The organism is Vibrio aquaticus (assembly GCF_003970385.1).
GTDB classification, from domain to species: Bacteria; Pseudomonadota; Gammaproteobacteria; order Enterobacterales; family Vibrionaceae; genus Vibrio; species Vibrio aquaticus.
The window spans coordinates 763,222-783,050 of sequence record NZ_RXZH01000001.1; the positions used below are offsets into that span (position 1 = coordinate 763,222).

Below are 19,829 nucleotides of genomic sequence, written 5' to 3' on the forward strand. Positions count from 1 at the left end.
GTTGCCATTATGACAACAGGTATTTCCAATTACGACATAGTGGCACTTAAGCAAACGAACCTAGCTTTCTGGTACATTTTCTTACTGACAGAAATGCAACTAGATTAATAATATTTTACACAGTGAACGTTAATGCATATTATCCAAACAGTCGTTTCAAAACGGAGTACCATAAATGATTATACGTAGGTTTCTATTTCCACTTTCAGTAATTAGCGTCGCACTTACTGCATCCAGTTTTTCAACGTATGCCAGTACAAGCCTTGCGGAAGTACCCATTGACAATGATGAGTACACAGAGGCACTTCATCAGCTCGGATTCAATATTTATTCAGTAGATAAAAGACCGTTTGATCCTGTAAATGGTTTGCCAAATTCAAACTATAAGCCACAGGAAACATTTATTACCCCTGTCGTTCAGGATCAGTTAGGCTTTACAAATTTCCCTAAAAGCGAAGAAAACCAAGACTATTTGTTTTACCAAACAGACCCATACGGACTAAGCGAAAACCAGCTCCCCTTAGAGAGTACGAGTTACATTGATAATCAAAATGACTTATCAGCCGAGCAGTCCCATAGCTTTGGGAAAAGTGTTGTAGGCGGAGAAATTCTGAGATCAAATATTCACAGAGCAACCTTTCTTTATGGACAAGAGTCAAAATTATTTGCGAGTGGTAGTGCGGCCTTAGAGCTAGTAAGATCAGGTGGCATTGCTAAACTTCATCTAACATTTGATACACCCCAAGGTAAAGTTTCCAACACACTACATACCGATACAGGCAGTAATTTCCCTATTCCAAGTGACGAAAAGCTTAAGCAGACACATAGACTTGATTCCACTTTCTTAGACATTGATGGGGATGGCTACTCTGAACTACTTGCTGCTTCTTATAACGGCAGGGTATACGTGTTTACTCTCGAAAACCTAACTGATTCTTCAAGTGGTACACTGCTTGCGTCCTATGCACTCCGTCCAGAGTTTTCAAAGGAAGAATACGGTAGTATATCCCTTGCAAAAGGCGAATTTAGAACGGAGCCAGGCGAACAGTTAATATTCCTCAAACGTACATATGCCTACCCTTGGATTCCAGAGGATCCCGCTAAAGAATACCATTGCTTCGAGCGCGAAGTTCACATCGTTAAACTCGGTACGGAGGGTTACAACACTCTCATCAATAATCCATATACCGAGTTATCTGAATATTTCTGCCCTCAAGCAATAGCCAGTGCAAAGATCAACGGACAAAATCGTGATCAGTTAATCTTAGGTGGGGTTCATGTGGACGTTAAACGTACACTTGGTACTCATGTCATTAATATCAATGAAATAGATAGTACGACATACTCTTCAGAGCCTTTCGCTGCCTTTGATTGGAGTGAAAGTAAGTGGAAAGAGGAAAGCTTCTATGCGCAAACATCCATTGCTGCTGCTGATCTACTTGGCATAGGACAAGATTACATTGCCTACGCTAGTAAGATTTTTGTCTTTGATCCATCAAGAGCCAATAAATTATCCAAAGTCGGGCGATGGGACTTAGGTGAGGCGTCAAATGTAACACTCGAGTGGCGAGTTGGTAACTTTGCAGAAGATTTTAGCGAATACCAAACTAAAAACAATTTATTAGCTGCATCGCCATCAGAATCGCAACTAGTCCGATCTGAAGGTGAAGAGCTGATACTGGCAAGAATCAATCGGGACAACGATAAATACTCACTTCGAACAGTACAATTGATCGATGTGGACAATAGTACCTTTGAGGATGTTGTCGATATAAACGGCGGCTTTTACGGATATAAATCAGGCTTGAACAGAGCGTACATTTCACAACCTACATTTTTCCCTACCTCTAGAGTAGAGATCGCAACCAATTATCACTCGGCTTACCCAAGCTTAAATACGGTTGATCCGAACCAAGTATCAATTAATGCTAAGTATGTAGGCGGACACGAGGTCAAAGTGTCAGCGCCTATACTAATTGAAGCAATGGATCCTGTTCCATATTATGCGAACTTGTTCGAGTCTATGAAACCTAATCAAGAATTTTATCATTCCACTGAAACGGGCGAGTCATATAGCCTGACTTCAACATCTTCTGCGGGGACAAGTTCTGGAATAACGACCCCAGTATTTAGCTATGCAATAAGCTCCACTGTTAGTGAGATTTTTAGTCAGCAACTCTCCGTGACGAAAACCACCTCGAATACAGCAGGCAATACAACCGGAGACGCTTTTCTCCACTTTGAAGTAACTCCATATGACAGCTACGAGTACAAAATACTTTCAGCGCCAAATGAGTTGGCGGATGCTATAGGCACTGCAACGAGATATATGTTCCCTAGAACGCCATTGAGCTCTTATGTAAACCTTTCAACATATAATCAAGTAAATGATGAAACGGGAGGAAAGCTGTTTTCTTATGACCATCTATTTGCGCCCAAAGGTATACCTCTAGAGTATCCAGGAATAAACGATGTTTATGAGAGATATCCAGATGCACAAGAAAGCACGTATCATTCTCCGCCTCCAACACCTGACCAATACTTGGAAGTGGGTATGACTGTAACCACTTATTTAGAAGAAGGTCAGGGGAGTGGGGAATCCCTCTCCCAGACAGCAGAGGTAGGGCTGAATTACAGAAACTTTGGTTTCAGCAACAGCAAATCATATACAAAAGGCTTAGAAACGTTAACCAGCCGTTCATGGAGTGGCTCTCAAGGCTATTATGGTCGAGTCAACGGATTTGAAATCAGCGAAGAGTTCCCTGTCTATGAGTTTGGAATGTACATGGCTACAGACACCAATATAGAAGGCGCAGAAGAAGACTATATAAAAATAGGCTTCTTTATGACGAACACTAACACTTTGAAACATTAACAACACATTACATACTAAACTACACGCCACTCTTTCACACAAAAGTGGCGTCTTCATATCTGGACCCTTTATCTAACTTGTCTTATACACAGCTGGACAGAATCGTGACTCAATCCGAAACATTGCCACAAAGAGTGAAAGCAAGACCTAGCGCCAACAAACCTACCTTTCTAGGTTCACTCTTCGCTCACTATTGTCGTCATAGAGATGGGCTTGGTTTCTTTCAATAAGTATCATAGCTAACAAAGGATTCAGCGCACGAACCTCACCTTTTGTGTAAGGAACCGGTATATCCCACGGGTTATTCTGGTACATACCTTCTTCATCAAATTGAACAAAAAAATTCATGCTTACCTCCGACCAAAAACGTACCAAGCACCCGTTAATTCTAGTAGGTAATTTACAGTTTTATTAGTAACACCAGCCCCAGATAGGCAGAGTTTTTACGATATCCTTTTTGGCTCAATAGCTTACCGATGGTCAATTCAGCAATAAAAACTCCAACCCAACTCTGATTCTTTTAGGGCTGATTTATATCTGACACCCCTGCATAGCGAACCCCTGATAAGTGCGCCATTTCACGGTTCCAAGTAGCAAGGTCATGCGGGTTAAACAGACTTAAATCGTTGTGGCCACAGGCTCTTGCCATCACGCTCATTAACTCAGTGGACGCTTCGAAGAAGTTCTTTAGTTGCGTCGAGGCTTTATCAACATTGAGCCTCTGTCTTAAGTCTGCTTTTTGTGTCGCGATCCCAGCTGGGCAATTATTAGTGTTACACATTCTTGCCGCCACGCAGCCAATCGACTGCATCGCACTATTGGAAATCGCCACGCCATCAGCGCCCAACGCCATGGCTTTGACAAAATCCATTGGGACTCGAAGCCCGCCGGTGATGATGAGTGTGACTCGGCCACTGGCTCCTACCTTATCCAAGTAAGCTCTTGCTCTTGCGAGCGCTGGAATGGTTGGCACGCTGATGTGGTCACGAAACATTTCTGGCGCTGCGCCCGTGCCGCCGCCTCGACCATCAAGAATGATGTAATCGGCACTGGCATCCAGCGCAAATTGGATATCTTCTTCAATATGATTGGCACTGAGCTTAAAACCAATCGGAATACCGCCAGTAACCTCTCGAACCCGATCGGCGAAATTCTTAAAATCTTCAACGGTATGTAAGTCTTTAAATGTCGGCGGAGAAATAGCTGATGTACCCGCTTCAATGCCTCGCACCTCGGCAATCTTACCAATGTTTTTAGCACCTGGCAGGTGGCCACCAGTACCGGTTTTGGCGCCTTGCCCACCTTTAAAATGAAACGCCTGAACATTTTTAAGTTTGGACTCATCAAAGCCAAACCCTGCACTGGCGAGCTCATAGAAATAGCGTGAATTTGCCGCTTGCTCTTCAGGCAGCATGCCCCCTTCTCCAGAGCAAATACCTGTCCCAGCCAGTTCTGCCCCTTTGGCTAAAGAGACCTTCGCTTCTTCGGACAGAGCACCAAAACTCATGTCAGAGACAAACAACGGGATATTGAGTTTAAGTGGCTTTTTCGCTTGTGGTCCAATAATCAGTTCAGTTGAAACGGGCACGTCTTCCATCAGTGGCTTGGTCGCCATTTGCGCCACCATGACTTGAATATCATCCCAGTGCGGCAGCAAATGCCTTGGTACGCCCATAGACGTCATTGGCCCATGATGGCCCATTTTAGATAGACCTTCTCGGGCTAACTGATGAATAAACTCCACCGTTGGTTCTTCTTTGGTTGCATTAGCCGCCGGAGCAACATCAATGGTTTGGATTTGAACCCCTGGCCCCTCTTTACCCACATCAGCATCAGTAAACTGCTTATGGGCACCATCACAAAATGGTGGATTCTGAGTATGTTTACAGCGGCATAGATAGGCATCGCCACTTTCTTCTGCAGTGAAGGCTTTGGGTTTAAAACCTGTCCCCGCATGAGAGCCATCACAGTAAGGTTGATTGCTAGAACGGCCACAAGTACAGAAGTAATTTTCTTCTCCGGCAGTGAGTTCGACTTTGATTGGTTTGTTTGCTGCTACGACAGGTTTGCTCATCACGTTATCCATTATTATTGGGTTTGTAGTTATGGGATAAAGTAAAGGCACAAAAGTTGGGGATTTCAATTTTTGTCAAATGAGCGGCTACCCAAAACAAAAACGCCTCCATCTGATTCAGAATGGAGGCGCTTGAAGGAGCAGTGGGGGTAAATTTATTACTCAGAAACGAGGGCAACCGCTTCGCGAGTGAGCTTAGCCAACTCATCCCATTGGCCAGCTTCAATCAGCTTTTTATCAACCATCCATGTGCCACCACACGCCAGCACTCGTGGTACTGCCAAGTAGTCTTTGATATTAGCAGGATTGATTCCACCCGTTGGCATTAAGCTCACGTCTGTGTATGGCGCCAGCAGTGCCTTAACCATGTTTACGCCACCTGATGCTTCCGCAGGGAAGAACTTGAGTGTGGTTAGACCCATTTCTAATGCCGCTTCAATCGTGCTTGGGTTGTTCACGCCCGGCACGATATCAATACCAATCTCTTGGCACGCTTTAACAGTATTTGGGTTAAAGCCCGGTGACACAATAAAGGTTGCGCCCGCTTCTTTCGCTGCGATCGCCTGCTCTTTATTTAGCACCGTACCTGCGCCGATCAGCATGTCAGGTTGCGCTTCACGCAGGAGTCGAATTGCTTCTACCGCCGCTTCTGAGCGAAAGGTAATCTCTGCTGCTGGCAGGCCGTTTTCCGCCAACACTTTACCCAATGGAATAATGTCTTGTGCATTATCAATCGCAATAACAGGGATAACTTTCAGCGCTTGTAGCTGCTCGTTTAAGTTAGGCATTGTTTTGTTCCTATTTGAATTTATTCTTTGCGGCGTCTGTATGCGCCTTTGAGATGATGGCACCTTTATGCTGAATGACTTCACCAGCCAGCACATTACCATTATGGCAAGCTTGTTTGATGTCACCAGTTTCAAGGTAAGTAGCTAAAAAACCGCCATTAAATGAATCACCAGCAGACGTCGTATCGACCACATTCTCAACCACCGTTGTTGATACATTATAGGGTTCATTGACGCCCAATTCCGAGACTAAACACCCGTTAGCACCAAGTTTGACGATGACCGTCTTTGCCCCAAGAGCAGTAAGCCGTTCGCAAGTTTGCAGAGGCGTTTCATCTCCCCAAATGGCTTGCTCATCATCAAACGTCACTAACGCTAGGTCAGTAGTTTGATACATAAGGCGATAGGCCGATTGGACGGTTTGATGGTTGTCATTAGGCCAAAGTGCTGGTCGATAGTTGCTATCGAAAGCGATTTCGACACCCGACTCTCTTAACTGCGCCAGTAACTCCAGCATCTGCGCTCTGTCTTGCTTAGGTAAAATCGCCAAGCTGATGCCGCTGACAAACACCATGTCTGCGCTTTTTAAAGCTGATTTCACCTTTGCAAATTCAGGGTGCTGAACGAGATACTTAGCCGCAGATTGATCTCGCCAATACAAAAAGGTTCTTTCCCCTTGCTCGTCGAGCTGAATCAAATACAGCCCGGGCGAACGCTTGGTATCGGTCAGAACCAAGCTGGTATCAACGCCCTCTTGCTTCCAACGAGCAGTCATCTCTTGGCTAAGAGGCTCACTGCCCATGACCGTGACATACTTCACCAACAGCTTAGAGGCTGAGTCTCGCTGACTTCGGCATAAGTAAATCGCGGCGTTTAAGGTGTCTCCACCGAACGTCTGCTGCATCTCCCCAAACGGTTTTCCGTTCAGTTCAATCATGCATTCCCCAATGATGGCAATTGTCTTCATCGCACTGTTTCTTTAAGCAAGTCAGGCCTGCCAACCTAAGCTGAGCAGACCTGATGTTTTATTGAAGGATTATTTGTTGTCTAAGCGAACAAACATCATGGTCAGGATAAATGACAGAGTAAACACGCCAATCACGCCCATTACCGCTTGAACAAAGTTCTGTGTACCACTCGCTAAGTACGCTGGCAGACTGAATACTGACGATAGAATGTAACTTGTTAGGTGCGTATCGATAGTGACTGAGATAGCGCCCATAATACCGGTTGCCAAGCTCGCCATGAACAACGCTTTGGTGTACTTAGTCAGCGTACCGAACAGTGCTGGCTCAGTAATGCCTAGAATCGCTGTCACGCCTGAACCTACTGTCATTGACGACTGCTCTTTAGACACACTATTACGCTGCTTGTACCAAATCGCCATCGTCGCACCTGCAATTGCTAGGTTACCCAGACACATGATTGGCATTAGCAGATCTTTTCCGTATAGCGCAAAGTTGTTCAGGCTGATTGGCGTCATGCTGTGGTGAATACCAAACACAATCGTAATTGGGCGAGTTAAGCCGAACACAAAACCAGTCAACGTTGGTGAGATTTCAAGTAGTGAGCTAACCACCCAGCCAGCACCATTACTCACCCACATGCCAGCAGGCGCAACCAATGAAAGCACAACGGTGGATGTAACGGTAAAGGCTAACAGTGGTGTAAAGACAGGTTTGGCAGAACTTAGAACCAACTTATCCACCATCGGGGTGATCTTAGATAGCACCCAAACCGCAAGAATAGCTGGCACAATCGCACCACCGTAGTTCATTAGCTCAATCGGCACTACTCCAAACACGTTAAGCTCGGGGTTGCTGCCTGCATCAGACAGTAAGGCGGCTTTTTCTACTAGCTTTGGAGACATCATTGCCGCCGCCACCGCCAATGCAATGTACTCATTCACTTTGAACACTTTGGCTGCTGAGAACGAAACCAGCATAGGCAAAAAGAAGAACACAGCCACAGAGATAGAGCGGTAGAAGAACACGGTATCGGAAGATTCCGAAATCACGTTAGTCGCAATAAGCCCAGATAATAGGCCCATCAACATACCGGCACCGGCAATGGCAGGAACTACCGGACCAAAGATACCCGCGACGACACGCATTGCGTTTTGGAACAGTTTACCTTTCTCTTGTTCAATCTCTGCGTCTTCTGGCGCTGCACTTGCACCGGATAACGCTAAGTACCATTTCTCGACTTCAACACCGATGATCACCTGAGTTTGACCTTGTGCGAGAACCACACCTTTCACGCCTTGAATGGCTTCGAGTTTTTCTTTATTCGCTTTTGACTCATCGACCAATTTAAAACGCAGTCGAGTCATACAGTGAGTGATGTTTGCGATGTTTTCGTTACCGCCAAGGGCAGCAACCAATTCTTGTAATTTCATGCTAAAGCTGTCTGCTTTCCCTGGCGCACTATCGCCGATAGCCATGTTAGTTTCTGTCAATTGCATCATACATTCCTATGTGCTTGTCTGCTCATTTACTGCGGTAATCTTAGCGATTGAGCGTTTTTATCCAATCGACAAAACAGTGATAAAACTCACATTAAAACAGCTAAAAAATTAATTTTGCCCGTTTTTTAGCAACTGGTTCGTTTTTTTATCCTAATTCGAAACAGGAACGAACCAGTTAATTTTCAGTATAATTTACCGCTTGAAATCTGCATTTTTTCACGCTTATATAAAATAAATCCTGTTGACCGAGCTAGTTTTAAAGTGAATAAAAATATCATTTCAAATATTGAGTGTGTGATTACCAAACCTGACCGACATAACCTGATCACAGTTATTGTAGAAACGGAATCAGGGATGAAGGGTTTTGGCTGTGCGACTTTCCAGCAACGACCATTGGCGGTAAAAACCATGGTTGATGAATATCTCAAACCGTTATTAATGGGTAAAGACGCTAATAATATTGAAGACCTATGGCAAATGATGATGGTTAACGCTTATTGGCGTAATGGACCAGTGATCAATAATGCTATTTCAGGTGTTGATATGGCGCTGTGGGATATTAAAGCGAAATTAGCCAATATGCCGCTGCATCAATTATTTGGTGGTAAAGCTCGTGATGCTATTCAGGTCTATACCCATGCAACAAGTGATACAATGGAAGGGCTGTATGAGCAGGTAGAAAAATACCTAGCACAGGGCTACAAACATATTCGCTGTCAGTTAGGTTTTTATGGCGGTGTACCAGAGAATATCCACACAGCAAATAACCCAACCGAAGGGTCATACTACGACCAAGACCAATATATGGAAAACACGGTTGAGATGTTCAAATGCTTGCGCGAAAAGTATGGCAATCAATTCCACATTCTTCACGATGTCCACGAACGCCTGTTCCCAAATCAAGCGATTCAATTTGCCAAACGAGTAGAACAATACACGCCATATTTTATTGAAGATATTTTGCCGCCAAACCAAACTGAGTGGTTGGATAATCTTCGCAGTCAAACCAGTGTGTCACTCGCGTTGGGGGAGCTATTTAATAACCCTGAAGAGTGGAAACAGTTGATCATTAATCGCCGTATCGACTTCATTCGATGCCACGTCTCTCAGATTGGTGGCATTACTCCGGCATTGAAACTTGGGCACCTATGCCAAAGCTTTGGGGTTCGTATTGCATGGCATTGCCCACCAGATATGACGCCGATTGGCGCAGCAGTGAACACTCACTTAAACGTCCATTTACATAACGCTGCGATTCAAGAACATGTTGAATACAATGCCAATACTCAAGCGGTATTCCCTAATGCTGCCGAGCCTATCAATGGTTATTTATATGCGTCAGAGCTGCCGGGAATCGGGGTTGAAATGAACCAAGAAGCGGCACAAGATTTCCCTGTCACCTACCGCCCACATGAGTGGACTCAGAGCCGACTGCCTGATGGCACTATTCATACGCCATAACGCTAGGCCAACTCCCTCTTAATAGAAAAACGACCGCTAATCGCGGTCGTTTTGATCTCGGTAATTTAAACTCTCAGGATCAAACTTGGTGTGGTAAGTGCACTGGTAGTTGATATCAATGATGTCACTGACGACAAACACTTCACCAGAAGTGAGAAAGCCACGGTTGGTGATGTTCATTGCTGAACTCGAACGCTTGCATCCCAACAAGTCTGCGTCATCCTTTGAAACACTGATCGCTTGGTAGGTTGTAAGATAGCTGTCGATTTCCAACCCTAAAGAAAGCGCATGTTTCTGAAGTGAGCTCTCGATAATGGTATCGTTCACCACTGGGAATAATTTAACCGGTAGCCTCGCCTCTTCAATCTGGGTAACTTTGCCTTGAATTAACCTTAAGCGTTTCACATTCCAAATATAGTCATCTTCTTCAATAGAGAATACTTGCATTTCATGTGTTGTAGGCAATCGCTTATTCAGTTTTATTTTCTTATAAGAAATCTCACCAAATTTATTCTCAGTTACTGAGTTATATATTAATGGCGAGTCGACACTCGACGTATTTACATAATATCCCGAGCCTGCTTTAGATTTAACCATACCAATTGCTTCAAGTTTAGACATTGCCTTTCTCACCGAGAAGCGGGAAATATCGTACTTTTCAGCTAATTCTCTTTCTGAAGGTAATTTAACATCAATAATATTTTGGCAAATTTTACTGATTATATCTTGAACAAGTTCTTGGTACTTTTTCATGGAGCGCTTAGTGTTTGGCGATTCATTATAATTTAACGTATCTGCGCCACTTTCTCCATTAGCCAGTTCTAAAATGTTGGATTAGTTCGAGTGCTCGACTCAAGATATGAGCACATCTTCCCCCACCAAGTTGTAAGCGCAAAACCATCACTAAAAACTGATATAGTGGCTATAACTTCACGGCTAGAACAACGACTCTCATTGATTAGGGAACACACAATGAAGCCAAGCGAGATCGGTAAAGCGTACGACCAAATTACGCATATTTGGCAAGGTGACGATTTTAATATGAACAACGGCATCGAAGCGCATCAAAGAGCACTTACCTTTGTAACGAATAAAGGGAAAGCACTCGACATTGGCTGTGGCTGCACCTGTCGTTTTATCGACATACTCAATGAGCAAGGATTCGACGTCACCGGTTTAGATATCTCGAGCGAAATGCTCAAGCTAGCGAAACAGAAACGTCCAGATGTGGACTTTATACACGCCGATATTTGCCAGTATTCATTAACGGATAAATACGATTTCATTACCGCTTGGGACAGCATTTGGCACATTCCACTTTCTGAGCAGCGCAACGTGATCACTAAAATCGTCAACAGCCTCAATCAAGGCGGTGTGTTCATTTTCTCGTTTGGCGGCACGGATTCTGAGGGCGATCATAAAAACAGCTTTATGGGGCCAGAAGTCTATTACTCCTCTTTGGGCACCAACGGTTTTTTAACGCTTTTCATCGAGCTTGGCTGTAAGATCAAACACCTAGAGTTTGACCAACATCCTGAAGTACATACTTATTTGATTATTGAAAAAGCGTAATTGAGCGCCTTTTACTTTAAGCCTAGATGCTCTGTACGACTAGGCTTTTTACTCCTTCTCACACCTCACTTTACCCATAGGCCTGCCTGATCGCTCTTCCTCCATATGTGCCATCACTACTCATAGTTAGAGTTGTTTGAATCTCTAATTGTTATGTTATAACATCTCACACAATCCAAACCGCCCAAAATATGCGTAACACCGGAGGTTACACATGACCGCCCTTGCAGAATCATTAGCAATCACAGACCAAGACTGTTTTAGTATCAGTGATGACCCGACCGTTCTAACCGATATCTACCGAGATGAGATCAACATTGCGGTGTGGCAACGCCAGTTTGATGCTGCTACTCAAGATGAAATCACCCAGTTTCTTAACGAGCACCCTAGCCTAAGCAAATCTCTGAACTTGTCGCCTGAAAACGCTTACGAGTCACTCGATTTTGCTCTGGACGGCAAAGCGCCAAAAGCCTTGGTTGAAAATATGGCTGAACTGGTAGACATGTTTTGCTGCTTGTTTGAGCTTGACCATGTTGGGTTACGGCTCGCGACCTTAAGTGGCGCTATGTGTCCTCGATTCCATGTCGATCATGTGCCGTGTAGATTGGTCACAACCTATCAAGGCATCGCAACACAGTGGCTGGCTAACGACACGATTGACCGTTCAAAACTGGGCCGAGGAAGCAACGGATTACCAGACGAACAATCTGGGCTATTTCAGAATGCGTCAGATATTGAACAGCTCACAAGTGGAGATGTCGCGTTACTGAAAGGAACAAGATGGGAAGGTAACGAAGAAACAGGCTTAGTGCACCGTTCGCCAAACCCGACAAACAACGAGCCAAGGCTACTGCTTACTTTAGATTTTGGCTAAGTCGCCAGTCTTCCCTTTGTGTGGATAAGTGACGCTTATGAGTGCACAAAGTAGGTTTGGGCTAACTCTTCACTCAAACCTAAGATTCGCTGTGAGAACTCACTAATGTTGTCTGAGTATGGGTAATAGATACTGAATGGCAACAAGATGTTATTCGCAAGAGCCGACGTTTTTAGCTTAGTGATTTTACCGGCTTGCACATAAGGCTCTGCCACATGCTTTGGCATGATCGCCCACCCCAAATGAGGCAACAATTCTAAAAGTAACGTATTACTGCCGACAATTTTAGTATTGGCTGAGTATGCGTGAACAAAAGTACCGGCATTATTGGTGTGCTCACAGATCAGTTGGGTTTCTGCTTGAGCATCCAATAGTGAAAAATCCGCTTTCTCTAGCAAAGGAGATTGAGCTCCAACATAGATATCGTAAGTCAGATAGCCGAGGTTTTTGTAGAGCAATTTTTGCTTAGGTTGGATGTTCATTCGCGCCGGACAAATAGCAAAATTGAACGTGCCATCTTCCACGGCATCAAGCGCTTGTTCCCTATCCCTTTGCAACCAATGGATTCGAATATGCGGGTATTGCTGATTGATACGCTTATCGAGGTCTTGGATAAACGGGGTTGGAAAATCCCCATCATAAGCAATAGAGAGCTCAGCCAGCGGGTGACCCAGCTGGGCCGAACTGAGCTGCTCTAGCAGTGAACTCTGCCTAATCACATGACGAGCCGGTGAATACAATCTCTTGGCCTCCTCAGTCGCAATCGCCTGCCGCCCTTCAATAGTAAACAAGGCATAACCTAAGATATCTTCATAAGCCTTAACCAACTCTCGAATAGTAGTGCGATCTTTATTGAGGAGCCGACCCGCAGCACTATAAGAGCCGCATTCAAACACCGCAACAAACGCGGATAACTGATCCAATGTATGCATGTCATCCTCCCAACATGAACGTAAAACCCCATCATAAGTGGTTTGTTATGTTTATATTCGGAGTTCATAATCGCAACATATTTGCTCGAACAAGTGATGAATATGCGTACTGGCTCAATTTCTTCCAAACCCTCTCGTTCATTTTTTCCGTTTGATAGAGAACAACTGTCTGCCATCGCAGCTATCGCTATTCCGGTCACACTACAAACGATTCTCTTTGCCTCTAAAGGCCTGACCGATATGCTGATGATCGGCCAGCTATCTGAGCACGATATTGCGGCCGCCGGTGTGGCCAGCCGAGCCTTGTTCGTCGCCATGATTTTGTTGTCGGGTATTTCGGCGGCAGGCTCAGTGCTTATCGCTCAATACTTTGGTGCCAATAAACACCATGCGATACGTCGAACCGTGGTGTTAAGTTGGTTTATATCAACCCTTTTTGCCCTTTTTCCAGCGCTGCTGTTCTTATTTGCTGGTGACAAGGTCATAGCGCTATCGACCTCTTCGTTGCCTCTTCAAACTCTTGGCCATGAGTATCTCAGCTACACCGCCGCAAGCTTGTTGTTTGCTTCATTTAGCGGCGCAATTGCCGCTGGGCTTCGTTCAACCCGTCAAGCGAGCGTGAGCACCTGGCTCAGTGGCCTTGGCATTGTGCTTAATCTGGTACTTAACTGGCTGCTGATCTTTGGTCACTTTGGACTACCGGCACTTGGCTTAAAAGGCGCGGCCATTGCGACAACCATTAGTTGCCTATTAGAAGTATTGATTACCATCGCTTATCTCAGAATTAAACAACACGCACTCGCCCCGACTTATCGTGCTATTCAGCAAGCCTTTAACCTAAAACACATACGCGATTTTTTGACTTTGGCAATCCCAACAACGACTAACTTCTTATTGTGGGCTGCCGGTCTCTTTACCTATACCGCGATAATGGGACAAACTGGCGACCAAGGTTTGGTCGTCCTCTCAGTGATTTCTCCGATCGAGGCCTTTTCTCTGAGCTTTCTAACCGGTATTGCCAATGCTTCTGCTGTCATTGTCGGGAATCACTTAGGCTCTAAAGACGCAGATAAAGCGTATCAACAAGCGATGGGCTTTGTTGTTCTGGCGATTATCGTCACGCTGTTGGTGGCATTGATTCTATTCCTGTTAAGGGAGCCAGTGCTCAGCTTATTTGGCGCGTTAGACGGCGACACTCGACAACTCGCCAATCAGTTTTATCTCATCTTGTGTTTCGGTATCGTGCTGCGCTCTCTACCAACAACTATGGTAGTGGGCGTGTTGAGAGCGGGTGGGGATGTGAAGTTCTGCCTGTATCAAGATATCTCGACACAATGGCTATTTGGTATTCCGTTAGCGGCGCTTGGCGCAATGTTTTTTGGCTTGTCACCTTCTTGGGTGTTTGCGAGTTTTTTCTTAGAAACCTTGTTTAAATGGGGCGCCTGTATATATCGATTTAAGTCCAAACGCTGGATAAAATTTCTCGCATCTTAACTTACTCACTTTAGGGTCTTTTTATGAATATTCTGAGCTTGTATGAAGCCTATGGCGTGACAGTCGCATTGATCCTTTTTTGCGCTATCTACCTTGTCATTCACGTTAAATATATCCGGCACCACGCCGCCCATAAGCGTTTTTTAGCCGCACTGTGGCGAGCAATGCAGAATACGATTCATGGTCAGCACATTCGCACTTTGGGCTACGACCCCGACAAAGAGAAAAACAAAAAAAGCTAAGGTAATCGGCATGTTAGAACGCCGTAAAACCTTGCCTTGTGGCAAACAAAGAAATTAATCATCACGACAAAATACTCGATTAGTCCAATTGCACCATTGCTGTTTTAATCCGCGGCGAGAGATTTCCAAACTCTACTTATTTAACTTCAAGGTGTTACTATGTTTGCAATTGATGATGTAGTTGTAGCAACTAAAGGCATTGATCTAGGTCAGATGGTTGTTGTAGGTCTAAGCAGTGGCGGTTTCTACGTTCGCGTTTCTGTTGACGGTATGTCTCTAACTTACCCATCACGAGACCTGAAGAAAGCTTAATAGCCGACCCCAGTCATGAAAAAGGTAGCCTTTGTCGCTACCTTTTTTGCGTTTAAGCGCATCATATTGTTTGTTCTAAGCCCATAACGTCATGACTTTGATATACTTATTGAATGCTCTGATTGAGTATCTACTATCAGTCTTTCAAGGATGACCATGCATGCCTAAGTTTTCACGGCTCAGCTCTAGCCTACTTCTTATTTCAATTCTGACGGGGTGTGGTTCGCTTCCTGAAGAGATGATTCATTCCCACTCGCCAGAGCTTCAGCCAGCCAATACTGCCCTAACCACGTTAAGTAGCGATTATTGGAGCCGCCAAACTGACGGACTAAACAGTGCGGTCTATATCCAAAACTCAGGCTGGGATGCCCTAGCACAACGATTAGCCCTAGTTGAAAGCGCTCAGCAACGCATTGATATTCAATATTACATTTGGAATTCCGATCGCTCGGGCACTTACCTAGCTAGCCGTTTATTGGCGGCCGCAGATCGAGGAGTGCGTGTGCGAGTCATGCTCGATGACATTAACCTCAATGAGCGAGAATCCCTGCTTATTGCGCTTAACTCGCACCCCAATGTTGAAATCCGAGTCTTTAACCCAATCCTGACTCGCCGTGGCGTGACTAAGTGGTTTGAATTTCTTGGAGACTTCTCACGCTTAAATCGCCGCATGCACAATAAGTCATTCACGGTTGATGGCACCTTCTCTATTGTCGGAGGACGCAATATCGGTGACGAGTATTTCGACCTCTCTGACGAGATTAATTTCCGTGACCGAGATGTGCTGACCATGGGAGAGGTCGTCCCTGAAATACAAACGGGGTTTGACCAATATTGGGATAGCCGCTGGTCATATCCAGTCGACCTACTCGGTGATGATAAAGAGATCGACTTAACCGAACTAAAGCAAGCCGCTGAGCCGACCTATCTTGCCTACCCTGCTTTGCCCGCTCAAAAAACAGAGGCTGAGCAACTGCTGACTCAAACCATCAAGAAGATGGATAGTGTTGAGGCTCACTACGTTTATGACAGGCCGACTCCGGTAGATGAAAAGAATCTTGATGAGCCTAAAACCACCGCCAAGTTCCTGGGCAATCTAGCGAGTCAAACCAATAAACAGGTGCTACTCGAATCGGCCTATTTGGTATTTGATGATCGCCAACTCGACCAGTGGCAAACGCTGAGTGAGAGCGGCGTTAACATCAAAGCGTTAACCAACTCGATGGCATCGAATGATCTAGTCACCAATCACTCAGCTTATGCCGGAAGACGAGAGGATATGCTCGAACACGGTATTCAACTGTTTGAACTGATGCCTGAGGCGGATGTGTGTGAAGAATCGACAAAAGATGCGTCAAAGTGCGCGCCAGAAACAGGCTATGGATTGCATTCTAAATCGGCAGTGTTTGATGATGATATCGCTGCCATTGGCTCTTTCAACTTTAACCTGCGTTCGACCTACCTAAACAGCGAGTCATTACTCATCATTGAAAGCCCGAAAGTCGCCCAAACGTTGGCAGATGACATTACCGATGCCATGAGTGAGAACAACAGCTGGTATTTAGAACTGAAAGATGGCGATGTTTACTGGCATTCAGGTGAACAAAGCTTTGATAAAGAGCCTAATACAGGCAAATGGCGCCGCTTCCAATCTTCATTTTTGCAGTTACTGCCGATCGAGAAATACCTCTAGGCAGCTAAACGGCCAATACTAACTCAGGCAGAGCTCAGCTAGTGTGCTCTGCCTGATTTTTATCGGGTTTAATTTAAACTCGGCAAAGCATCATAAATGTGACCTGTTTTTCCTTCATCGATACTTTGCTGATAAAACCGCGCAACATCATTGGCAGCGATTCCATGGCTACTATCGACACCCCATTGTTCCAAAGTCTCTTTGACAATCGCGGGGCTCACCGCATTAATTCGCTTACCTTTGTCTAACTCTAATGCGGCAACAGAAACAAATGCATTCACACCAGCCACGCCCATCGCAATGGCAGCGGTACCCGGCATCGGATGATTCGCAGCTTGGCCAGAGGTTAACGTAATTGAACCTCCGTCATTGAGGTATTCCAAGCCAAACCTCACAAGGTTAACTTGGCCCATTAACTTATTACTTAATACCGTCTGATACCCTTCATTAGGCATCTCGGCAATCGAGCCCATTTCACCGTTTCCCGCCATACAAATGATCGCATCTACCGATCCGACTCGTTCAAACAGTGATTGGATAGAAGCGCTATCTTCAATATCCACGGTCAGTTCACCGGTTGAATGACCCACTTCAATAACGTCATGTTGCTGTGCAAATAAACGGGTCACCGCTTGACCAATAATCCCGTTGGCGCCAATGGCTAAAATCTTCATGCTGCTACTCCTGATTGCTTGTATTTCGTCTCTTCTAACCACATCAGCATTTTCTGTGCGAGCTGAGTGGATTGGTCTTCTTGTAAAAAGTGGGAAGCGTTAGCCACTGTGATATGAGGTTGTCCTTTCGCTCCACTGAAATTCTGCTGAAACTTTTCATCGTAGCCCTGACCAGCTAAAAACGGGTCTTGATCGCTGAATAAGGTCAGTACAGGTTTCGACCACTGTTTCAGGCTTTGCCAATCTTGGTTCACGGCATCCAGATCATCGGCCACTATTTCCGGCATTTTCCTAGGCCCAGCAAAATATTCTTCACTTGGGAAAGGAGCATCGTACGCCAGCATTTCTTGTTGGCTTAGGTAGCGAATTGATAAGCTCTGAATGAGTTCACCAATTTCAGGCTGCGGATTGTGACGAAAGTAGCCCGCCCAATTGCCGTAGTTAATCTTATTCTTAAATTTGACCAGATCCGTTTTACCAGCGGCGGCGGCCATCACCTTCAGCACTTTAGGCACTAAGAATTTTTCTAACCCTTTCATTTCTGCCAATGCGGTATTCGCAACAACCAATCGATCCAGCCACTCTGGCTCTTGAGCTAAGACACGCAAACCAATCATTCCACCCCAATCTTGCATGAACGCCGCAGCGTGTTTGATGCCAAGTTTTCGAACAAATTGAGTCATCCAGTCAACATGATTGGCATAGCTATGGCTATCTGAAGAGAGGGGTTTATCGGATTTTCCAAAACCAATTAAGTCTGGAGCAATCACACGGTATCCAGCGTTAACGAGAAGAGGAATCATATGACGGTACAGGTAGCTCCAAGATGGCTGCCCATGGAGCAAAAAGATAGTTTGTGTATGGTGTTTTCCCTCATCCACATAGTGCATTTTCATACCATCGACTTCGAGGTAGTTGGGTTCAAATGGGTAATCCACTAAGTTTTCAAACGCTGAGATTGGGGTAGTTAAAATAGTCGATGTCATAGTGCGTCTCCTTGATGGTCACAATTGTTGACCATTTCTGCTGCCACAATGGTTTTGGCTTTGCGATTGCTTCGATAAGACTACTTTAAAACGATAACATGACCGAAAAAAGCATAGCTTTTGCTCCATAATGGTCATATTATTTGATCATGATTGCTTTGGAACATTTGCACGTTATCAACGTGATTCACCAAGAAGGGAGTTTTCGCAAGGCGAGTGAGAAGCTGTTTAAAGCTCGCAGCGCTGTCTCCTATTCCGTCAAACAGGTCGAGCAGTATTACGATATTGAGATTTTCAGCCGTGATACTTACCGCCCTGAATTGACCCGTGATGGGAAAATATTGATCGGTCAAATTGAGCACTTGCTAGAAGCCGCAAGTCAGTTTGATGTGTTTGCTCGCCAGTTAAATAGTGAGGTAGAGAAAGAGATCCGCCTTTCTGTCAGTGCTATTTTCCCCACCAACAAGCTCACGGCTCTGCTGCACAAAATTAAAGAATCCTTTCCAGAAACGATTGTGCATTTAGACATTGAAACCGCGTCTGGCGAACGTATGCTGAAAGATGATGTGGTCGATATTGGTATTTATGCGGGCTTGGAAAAAGACACCCGTCAGATCCACTACCGTTGTATTGATAAGCTTGAACTTCCGGTGTATGTCTCTCGCTCATTTCCGCTCTCCAACCAACGTGATTTGACACACGAAGAGCTAGCCCCATACCCACAAATTGTGGTCAAATCTTCATACAAATCAAGCCCAGATTCAGGCATCGTCAAACACGCCTTACATTGGTATGTATCTGATCATCAGAGCAAGAGAAATCTAATAGAGAGTGGATTAGGCTGGGGACGTCTCGCCAGACATGAGGTAGAAAATGCGCCTAACCTTATCGCACTAGAGAATCTAGAAACACTAGGTGTTCCGATCTACGTGGCAAGACGCAAGGACCAACCAATGGGGCCAGTGGCAGAGCTTATTTGGACTTTCTTTAACGAACTCGATGAGTCCACCAACAAAAGACGTTACTGATATTTATCACCTGCAGCAGCAACAAACGCCATTTCAACTAACAGGTTAGGATCTGCCAGTTCGACTTTAACACAAGCTCTGCTTGGCGCAGTGCCTTCTTCAAACCACTCGTCCCACACTTCATTTAACGCATCGAAATTAGCAAAGTCAGTGAGAAAAATCGTGACTGACAGAATGCGTGTTTTATCACTGTCGACAGAAGCCAGCATCTGCTCGGCTTGGTCAAAGATCTGCTGAACTTGGCCTTTAATGTCTGCTGACGTGTCTGCTTCTGCGACTTCGACAAAGTTGGCAATGCCATTAAAAATGGTCACATCAGACCAACGTTTACTTGGGTTAATTCGATGAATGGTCATC

At 45.0% G+C, this 19,829-nt stretch carries 19 protein-coding genes; 9 read left to right on the top strand and 10 right to left on the bottom strand.

The features are described 5' to 3' along the window. Window positions 1-175 precede the first annotated feature (175 nt). Complete coding sequence (locus tag EJ063_RS03250) at window positions 176-2,875, top strand: hypothetical protein (protein WP_126572567.1); 2,700 nt, start codon at window positions 176-178, stop codon at window positions 2,873-2,875. Window positions 2,876-3,037: 162 nt separating this feature from the next. Here EJ063_RS03250 and EJ063_RS03255 read toward each other — a convergent pair whose 3' ends face one another. The 5 genes from EJ063_RS03255 to EJ063_RS03275 form a co-directional block, all read right to left on the bottom strand. Continuing rightward, a complete protein-coding gene (locus EJ063_RS03255) occupies window positions 3,038-3,223 on the bottom strand; it encodes a hypothetical protein (protein WP_126572568.1) in 186 nt (61 codons plus the stop codon). Between the two features lie 172 nt (window positions 3,224-3,395). Beyond that, window positions 3,396-4,949 carry a glutamate synthase-related protein gene (locus tag EJ063_RS03260; protein WP_126572569.1) on the bottom strand — a complete coding sequence of 518 codons (1,554 nt, stop codon included), beginning with the start codon at window positions 4,947-4,949 and terminating at the stop codon, window positions 3,396-3,398. A gap of 158 nt (window positions 4,950-5,107) precedes the next feature. Next, entirely contained in the window at window positions 5,108-5,737 is a 630-nt protein-coding gene (locus EJ063_RS03265) for a bifunctional 4-hydroxy-2-oxoglutarate aldolase/2-dehydro-3-deoxy-phosphogluconate aldolase (protein ID WP_126572570.1), read from the bottom strand. Between the two features lie 10 nt (window positions 5,738-5,747). Continuing rightward, window positions 5,748-6,704: a sugar kinase gene (locus EJ063_RS03270; RefSeq protein WP_126572571.1), complete on the bottom strand. Its 957-nt coding sequence runs from the start codon at window positions 6,702-6,704 to the stop codon at window positions 5,748-5,750. Between the two features lie 69 nt (window positions 6,705-6,773). Beyond that, window positions 6,774-8,180, bottom strand: coding sequence for a PTS transporter subunit EIIC (locus EJ063_RS03275; RefSeq protein WP_244225148.1), 1,407 nt, complete (start codon window positions 8,178-8,180; stop codon window positions 6,774-6,776). Between the two features lie 285 nt (window positions 8,181-8,465). On the opposite strand from EJ063_RS03275, the gene EJ063_RS03280 reads away from it, so the two are divergent. Continuing rightward, complete coding sequence (locus EJ063_RS03280) at window positions 8,466-9,665, top strand: enolase C-terminal domain-like protein (RefSeq protein WP_126572572.1); 1,200 nt, start codon at window positions 8,466-8,468, stop codon at window positions 9,663-9,665. A 36-nt stretch (window positions 9,666-9,701) separates the two neighbouring features. Here EJ063_RS03280 and EJ063_RS03285 read toward each other — a convergent pair whose 3' ends face one another. Then, window positions 9,702-10,418: a GntR family transcriptional regulator gene (locus EJ063_RS03285; protein ID WP_126572573.1), complete on the bottom strand. Its 717-nt coding sequence runs from the start codon at window positions 10,416-10,418 to the stop codon at window positions 9,702-9,704. A 219-nt stretch (window positions 10,419-10,637) separates the two neighbouring features. On the opposite strand from EJ063_RS03285, the gene EJ063_RS03290 reads away from it, so the two are divergent. Next, a complete protein-coding gene (locus tag EJ063_RS03290) occupies window positions 10,638-11,237 on the top strand; it encodes a class I SAM-dependent methyltransferase (protein ID WP_126572574.1) in 600 nt (199 codons plus the stop codon). A 214-nt stretch (window positions 11,238-11,451) separates the two neighbouring features. Then, complete coding sequence (locus EJ063_RS03295; protein ID WP_126572575.1) at window positions 11,452-12,111, top strand: DUF1826 domain-containing protein; 660 nt, start codon at window positions 11,452-11,454, stop codon at window positions 12,109-12,111. A 35-nt stretch (window positions 12,112-12,146) separates the two neighbouring features. Here the strand turns inward: EJ063_RS03295 and EJ063_RS03300 are convergent, their stop codons facing one another. Next, window positions 12,147-13,043 (bottom strand): LysR family transcriptional regulator, encoded by an 897-nt coding sequence (locus EJ063_RS03300; protein ID WP_126572576.1) that lies wholly within the window; start codon window positions 13,041-13,043, stop codon window positions 12,147-12,149. Between the two features lie 102 nt (window positions 13,044-13,145). Here EJ063_RS03300 and EJ063_RS03305 point away from each other — a divergent pair, with 102 nt between their 5' ends. The 4 genes from EJ063_RS03305 (at window position 13,146) to EJ063_RS03315 (ending at window position 16,784) form a co-directional block, all read left to right on the top strand. Then, entirely contained in the window at window positions 13,146-14,537 is a 1,392-nt protein-coding gene (locus EJ063_RS03305; RefSeq protein WP_126572577.1) for an MATE family efflux transporter, read from the top strand. A gap of 23 nt (window positions 14,538-14,560) precedes the next feature. Beyond that, window positions 14,561-14,779, top strand: coding sequence for a hypothetical protein (locus EJ063_RS03310; RefSeq protein ID WP_126572578.1), 219 nt, complete (start codon window positions 14,561-14,563; stop codon window positions 14,777-14,779). A 159-nt stretch (window positions 14,780-14,938) separates the two neighbouring features. Then, the gene (locus tag EJ063_RS20975) at window positions 14,939-15,091 is read left to right on the top strand and encodes a hypothetical protein (RefSeq protein WP_167469861.1); all 153 of its coding nucleotides are present in this window, start codon (window positions 14,939-14,941) and stop codon (window positions 15,089-15,091) included. A 160-nt stretch (window positions 15,092-15,251) separates the two neighbouring features. Next, complete coding sequence (locus tag EJ063_RS03315; protein ID WP_126572579.1) at window positions 15,252-16,784, top strand: phospholipase D family protein; 1,533 nt, start codon at window positions 15,252-15,254, stop codon at window positions 16,782-16,784. Window positions 16,785-16,852: 68 nt separating this feature from the next. On the opposite strand, the gene EJ063_RS03320 is transcribed toward EJ063_RS03315, so the two are convergent. Both EJ063_RS03320 and EJ063_RS03325 read right to left on the bottom strand, forming a co-directional pair. Then, window positions 16,853-17,458 (bottom strand): short chain dehydrogenase, encoded by a 606-nt coding sequence (locus EJ063_RS03320; protein WP_126572580.1) that lies wholly within the window; start codon window positions 17,456-17,458, stop codon window positions 16,853-16,855. After that, the gene (locus tag EJ063_RS03325; RefSeq protein ID WP_126572581.1) at window positions 17,455-18,444 is read right to left on the bottom strand and encodes a haloalkane dehalogenase; all 990 of its coding nucleotides are present in this window, start codon (window positions 18,442-18,444) and stop codon (window positions 17,455-17,457) included. The genes EJ063_RS03320 and EJ063_RS03325 overlap by 4 nt, the downstream gene beginning before the upstream one ends. 149 nt (window positions 18,445-18,593) lie before the next feature. On the opposite strand from EJ063_RS03325, the gene EJ063_RS03330 reads away from it, so the two are divergent. Further along, window positions 18,594-19,472 carry a LysR family transcriptional regulator gene (locus tag EJ063_RS03330; protein WP_126573104.1) on the top strand — a complete coding sequence of 293 codons (879 nt, stop codon included), beginning with the start codon at window positions 18,594-18,596 and terminating at the stop codon, window positions 19,470-19,472. Here the strand turns inward: EJ063_RS03330 and EJ063_RS03335 are convergent. After that, a complete protein-coding gene (locus EJ063_RS03335) occupies window positions 19,466-19,828 on the bottom strand; it encodes a RidA family protein (protein WP_126572582.1) in 363 nt (120 codons plus the stop codon). The two genes, EJ063_RS03330 and EJ063_RS03335, sit on opposite strands and share 7 nt — an antisense overlap. Window position 19,829: the final 1 nt, after the last annotated feature.

Coding starts and splice junctions, on each gene's coding strand:
- EJ063_RS03250 (WP_126572567.1), top strand. CDS start 176: ATGATTATACGTAGGTTTCTATTTCCACTTTCAGTAATTAGCGTCGCA.
- EJ063_RS03255 (WP_126572568.1), bottom strand. CDS start 3,223: ATGAATTTTTTTGTTCAATTTGATGAAGAAGGTATGTACCAGAATAAC.
- EJ063_RS03260 (WP_126572569.1), bottom strand. CDS start 4,949: ATGAGCAAACCTGTCGTAGCAGCAAACAAACCAATCAAAGTCGAACTC.
- EJ063_RS03265 (WP_126572570.1), bottom strand. CDS start 5,737: ATGCCTAACTTAAACGAGCAGCTACAAGCGCTGAAAGTTATCCCTGTT.
- EJ063_RS03270 (WP_126572571.1), bottom strand. CDS start 6,704: ATGAAGACAATTGCCATCATTGGGGAATGCATGATTGAACTGAACGGA.
- EJ063_RS03275 (WP_244225148.1), bottom strand. CDS start 8,180: ATGGCTATCGGCGATAGTGCGCCAGGGAAAGCAGACAGCTTTAGCATG.
- EJ063_RS03285 (WP_126572573.1), bottom strand. CDS start 10,418: ATGAAAAAGTACCAAGAACTTGTTCAAGATATAATCAGTAAAATTTGC.
- EJ063_RS03290 (WP_126572574.1), top strand. CDS start 10,638: ATGAAGCCAAGCGAGATCGGTAAAGCGTACGACCAAATTACGCATATT.
- EJ063_RS03295 (WP_126572575.1), top strand. CDS start 11,452: ATGACCGCCCTTGCAGAATCATTAGCAATCACAGACCAAGACTGTTTT.
- EJ063_RS03300 (WP_126572576.1), bottom strand. CDS start 13,043: ATGCATACATTGGATCAGTTATCCGCGTTTGTTGCGGTGTTTGAATGC.
- EJ063_RS03305 (WP_126572577.1), top strand. CDS start 13,146: ATGCGTACTGGCTCAATTTCTTCCAAACCCTCTCGTTCATTTTTTCCG.
- EJ063_RS03310 (WP_126572578.1), top strand. CDS start 14,561: ATGAATATTCTGAGCTTGTATGAAGCCTATGGCGTGACAGTCGCATTG.
- EJ063_RS20975 (WP_167469861.1), top strand. CDS start 14,939: ATGTTTGCAATTGATGATGTAGTTGTAGCAACTAAAGGCATTGATCTA.
- EJ063_RS03315 (WP_126572579.1), top strand. CDS start 15,252: ATGCCTAAGTTTTCACGGCTCAGCTCTAGCCTACTTCTTATTTCAATT.
- EJ063_RS03320 (WP_126572580.1), bottom strand. CDS start 17,458: ATGAAGATTTTAGCCATTGGCGCCAACGGGATTATTGGTCAAGCGGTG.
- EJ063_RS03325 (WP_126572581.1), bottom strand. CDS start 18,444: ATGACATCGACTATTTTAACTACCCCAATCTCAGCGTTTGAAAACTTA.
- EJ063_RS03330 (WP_126573104.1), top strand. CDS start 18,594: ATGATTGCTTTGGAACATTTGCACGTTATCAACGTGATTCACCAAGAA.
- EJ063_RS03335 (WP_126572582.1), bottom strand. CDS start 19,828: ATGACCATTCATCGAATTAACCCAAGTAAACGTTGGTCTGATGTGACC.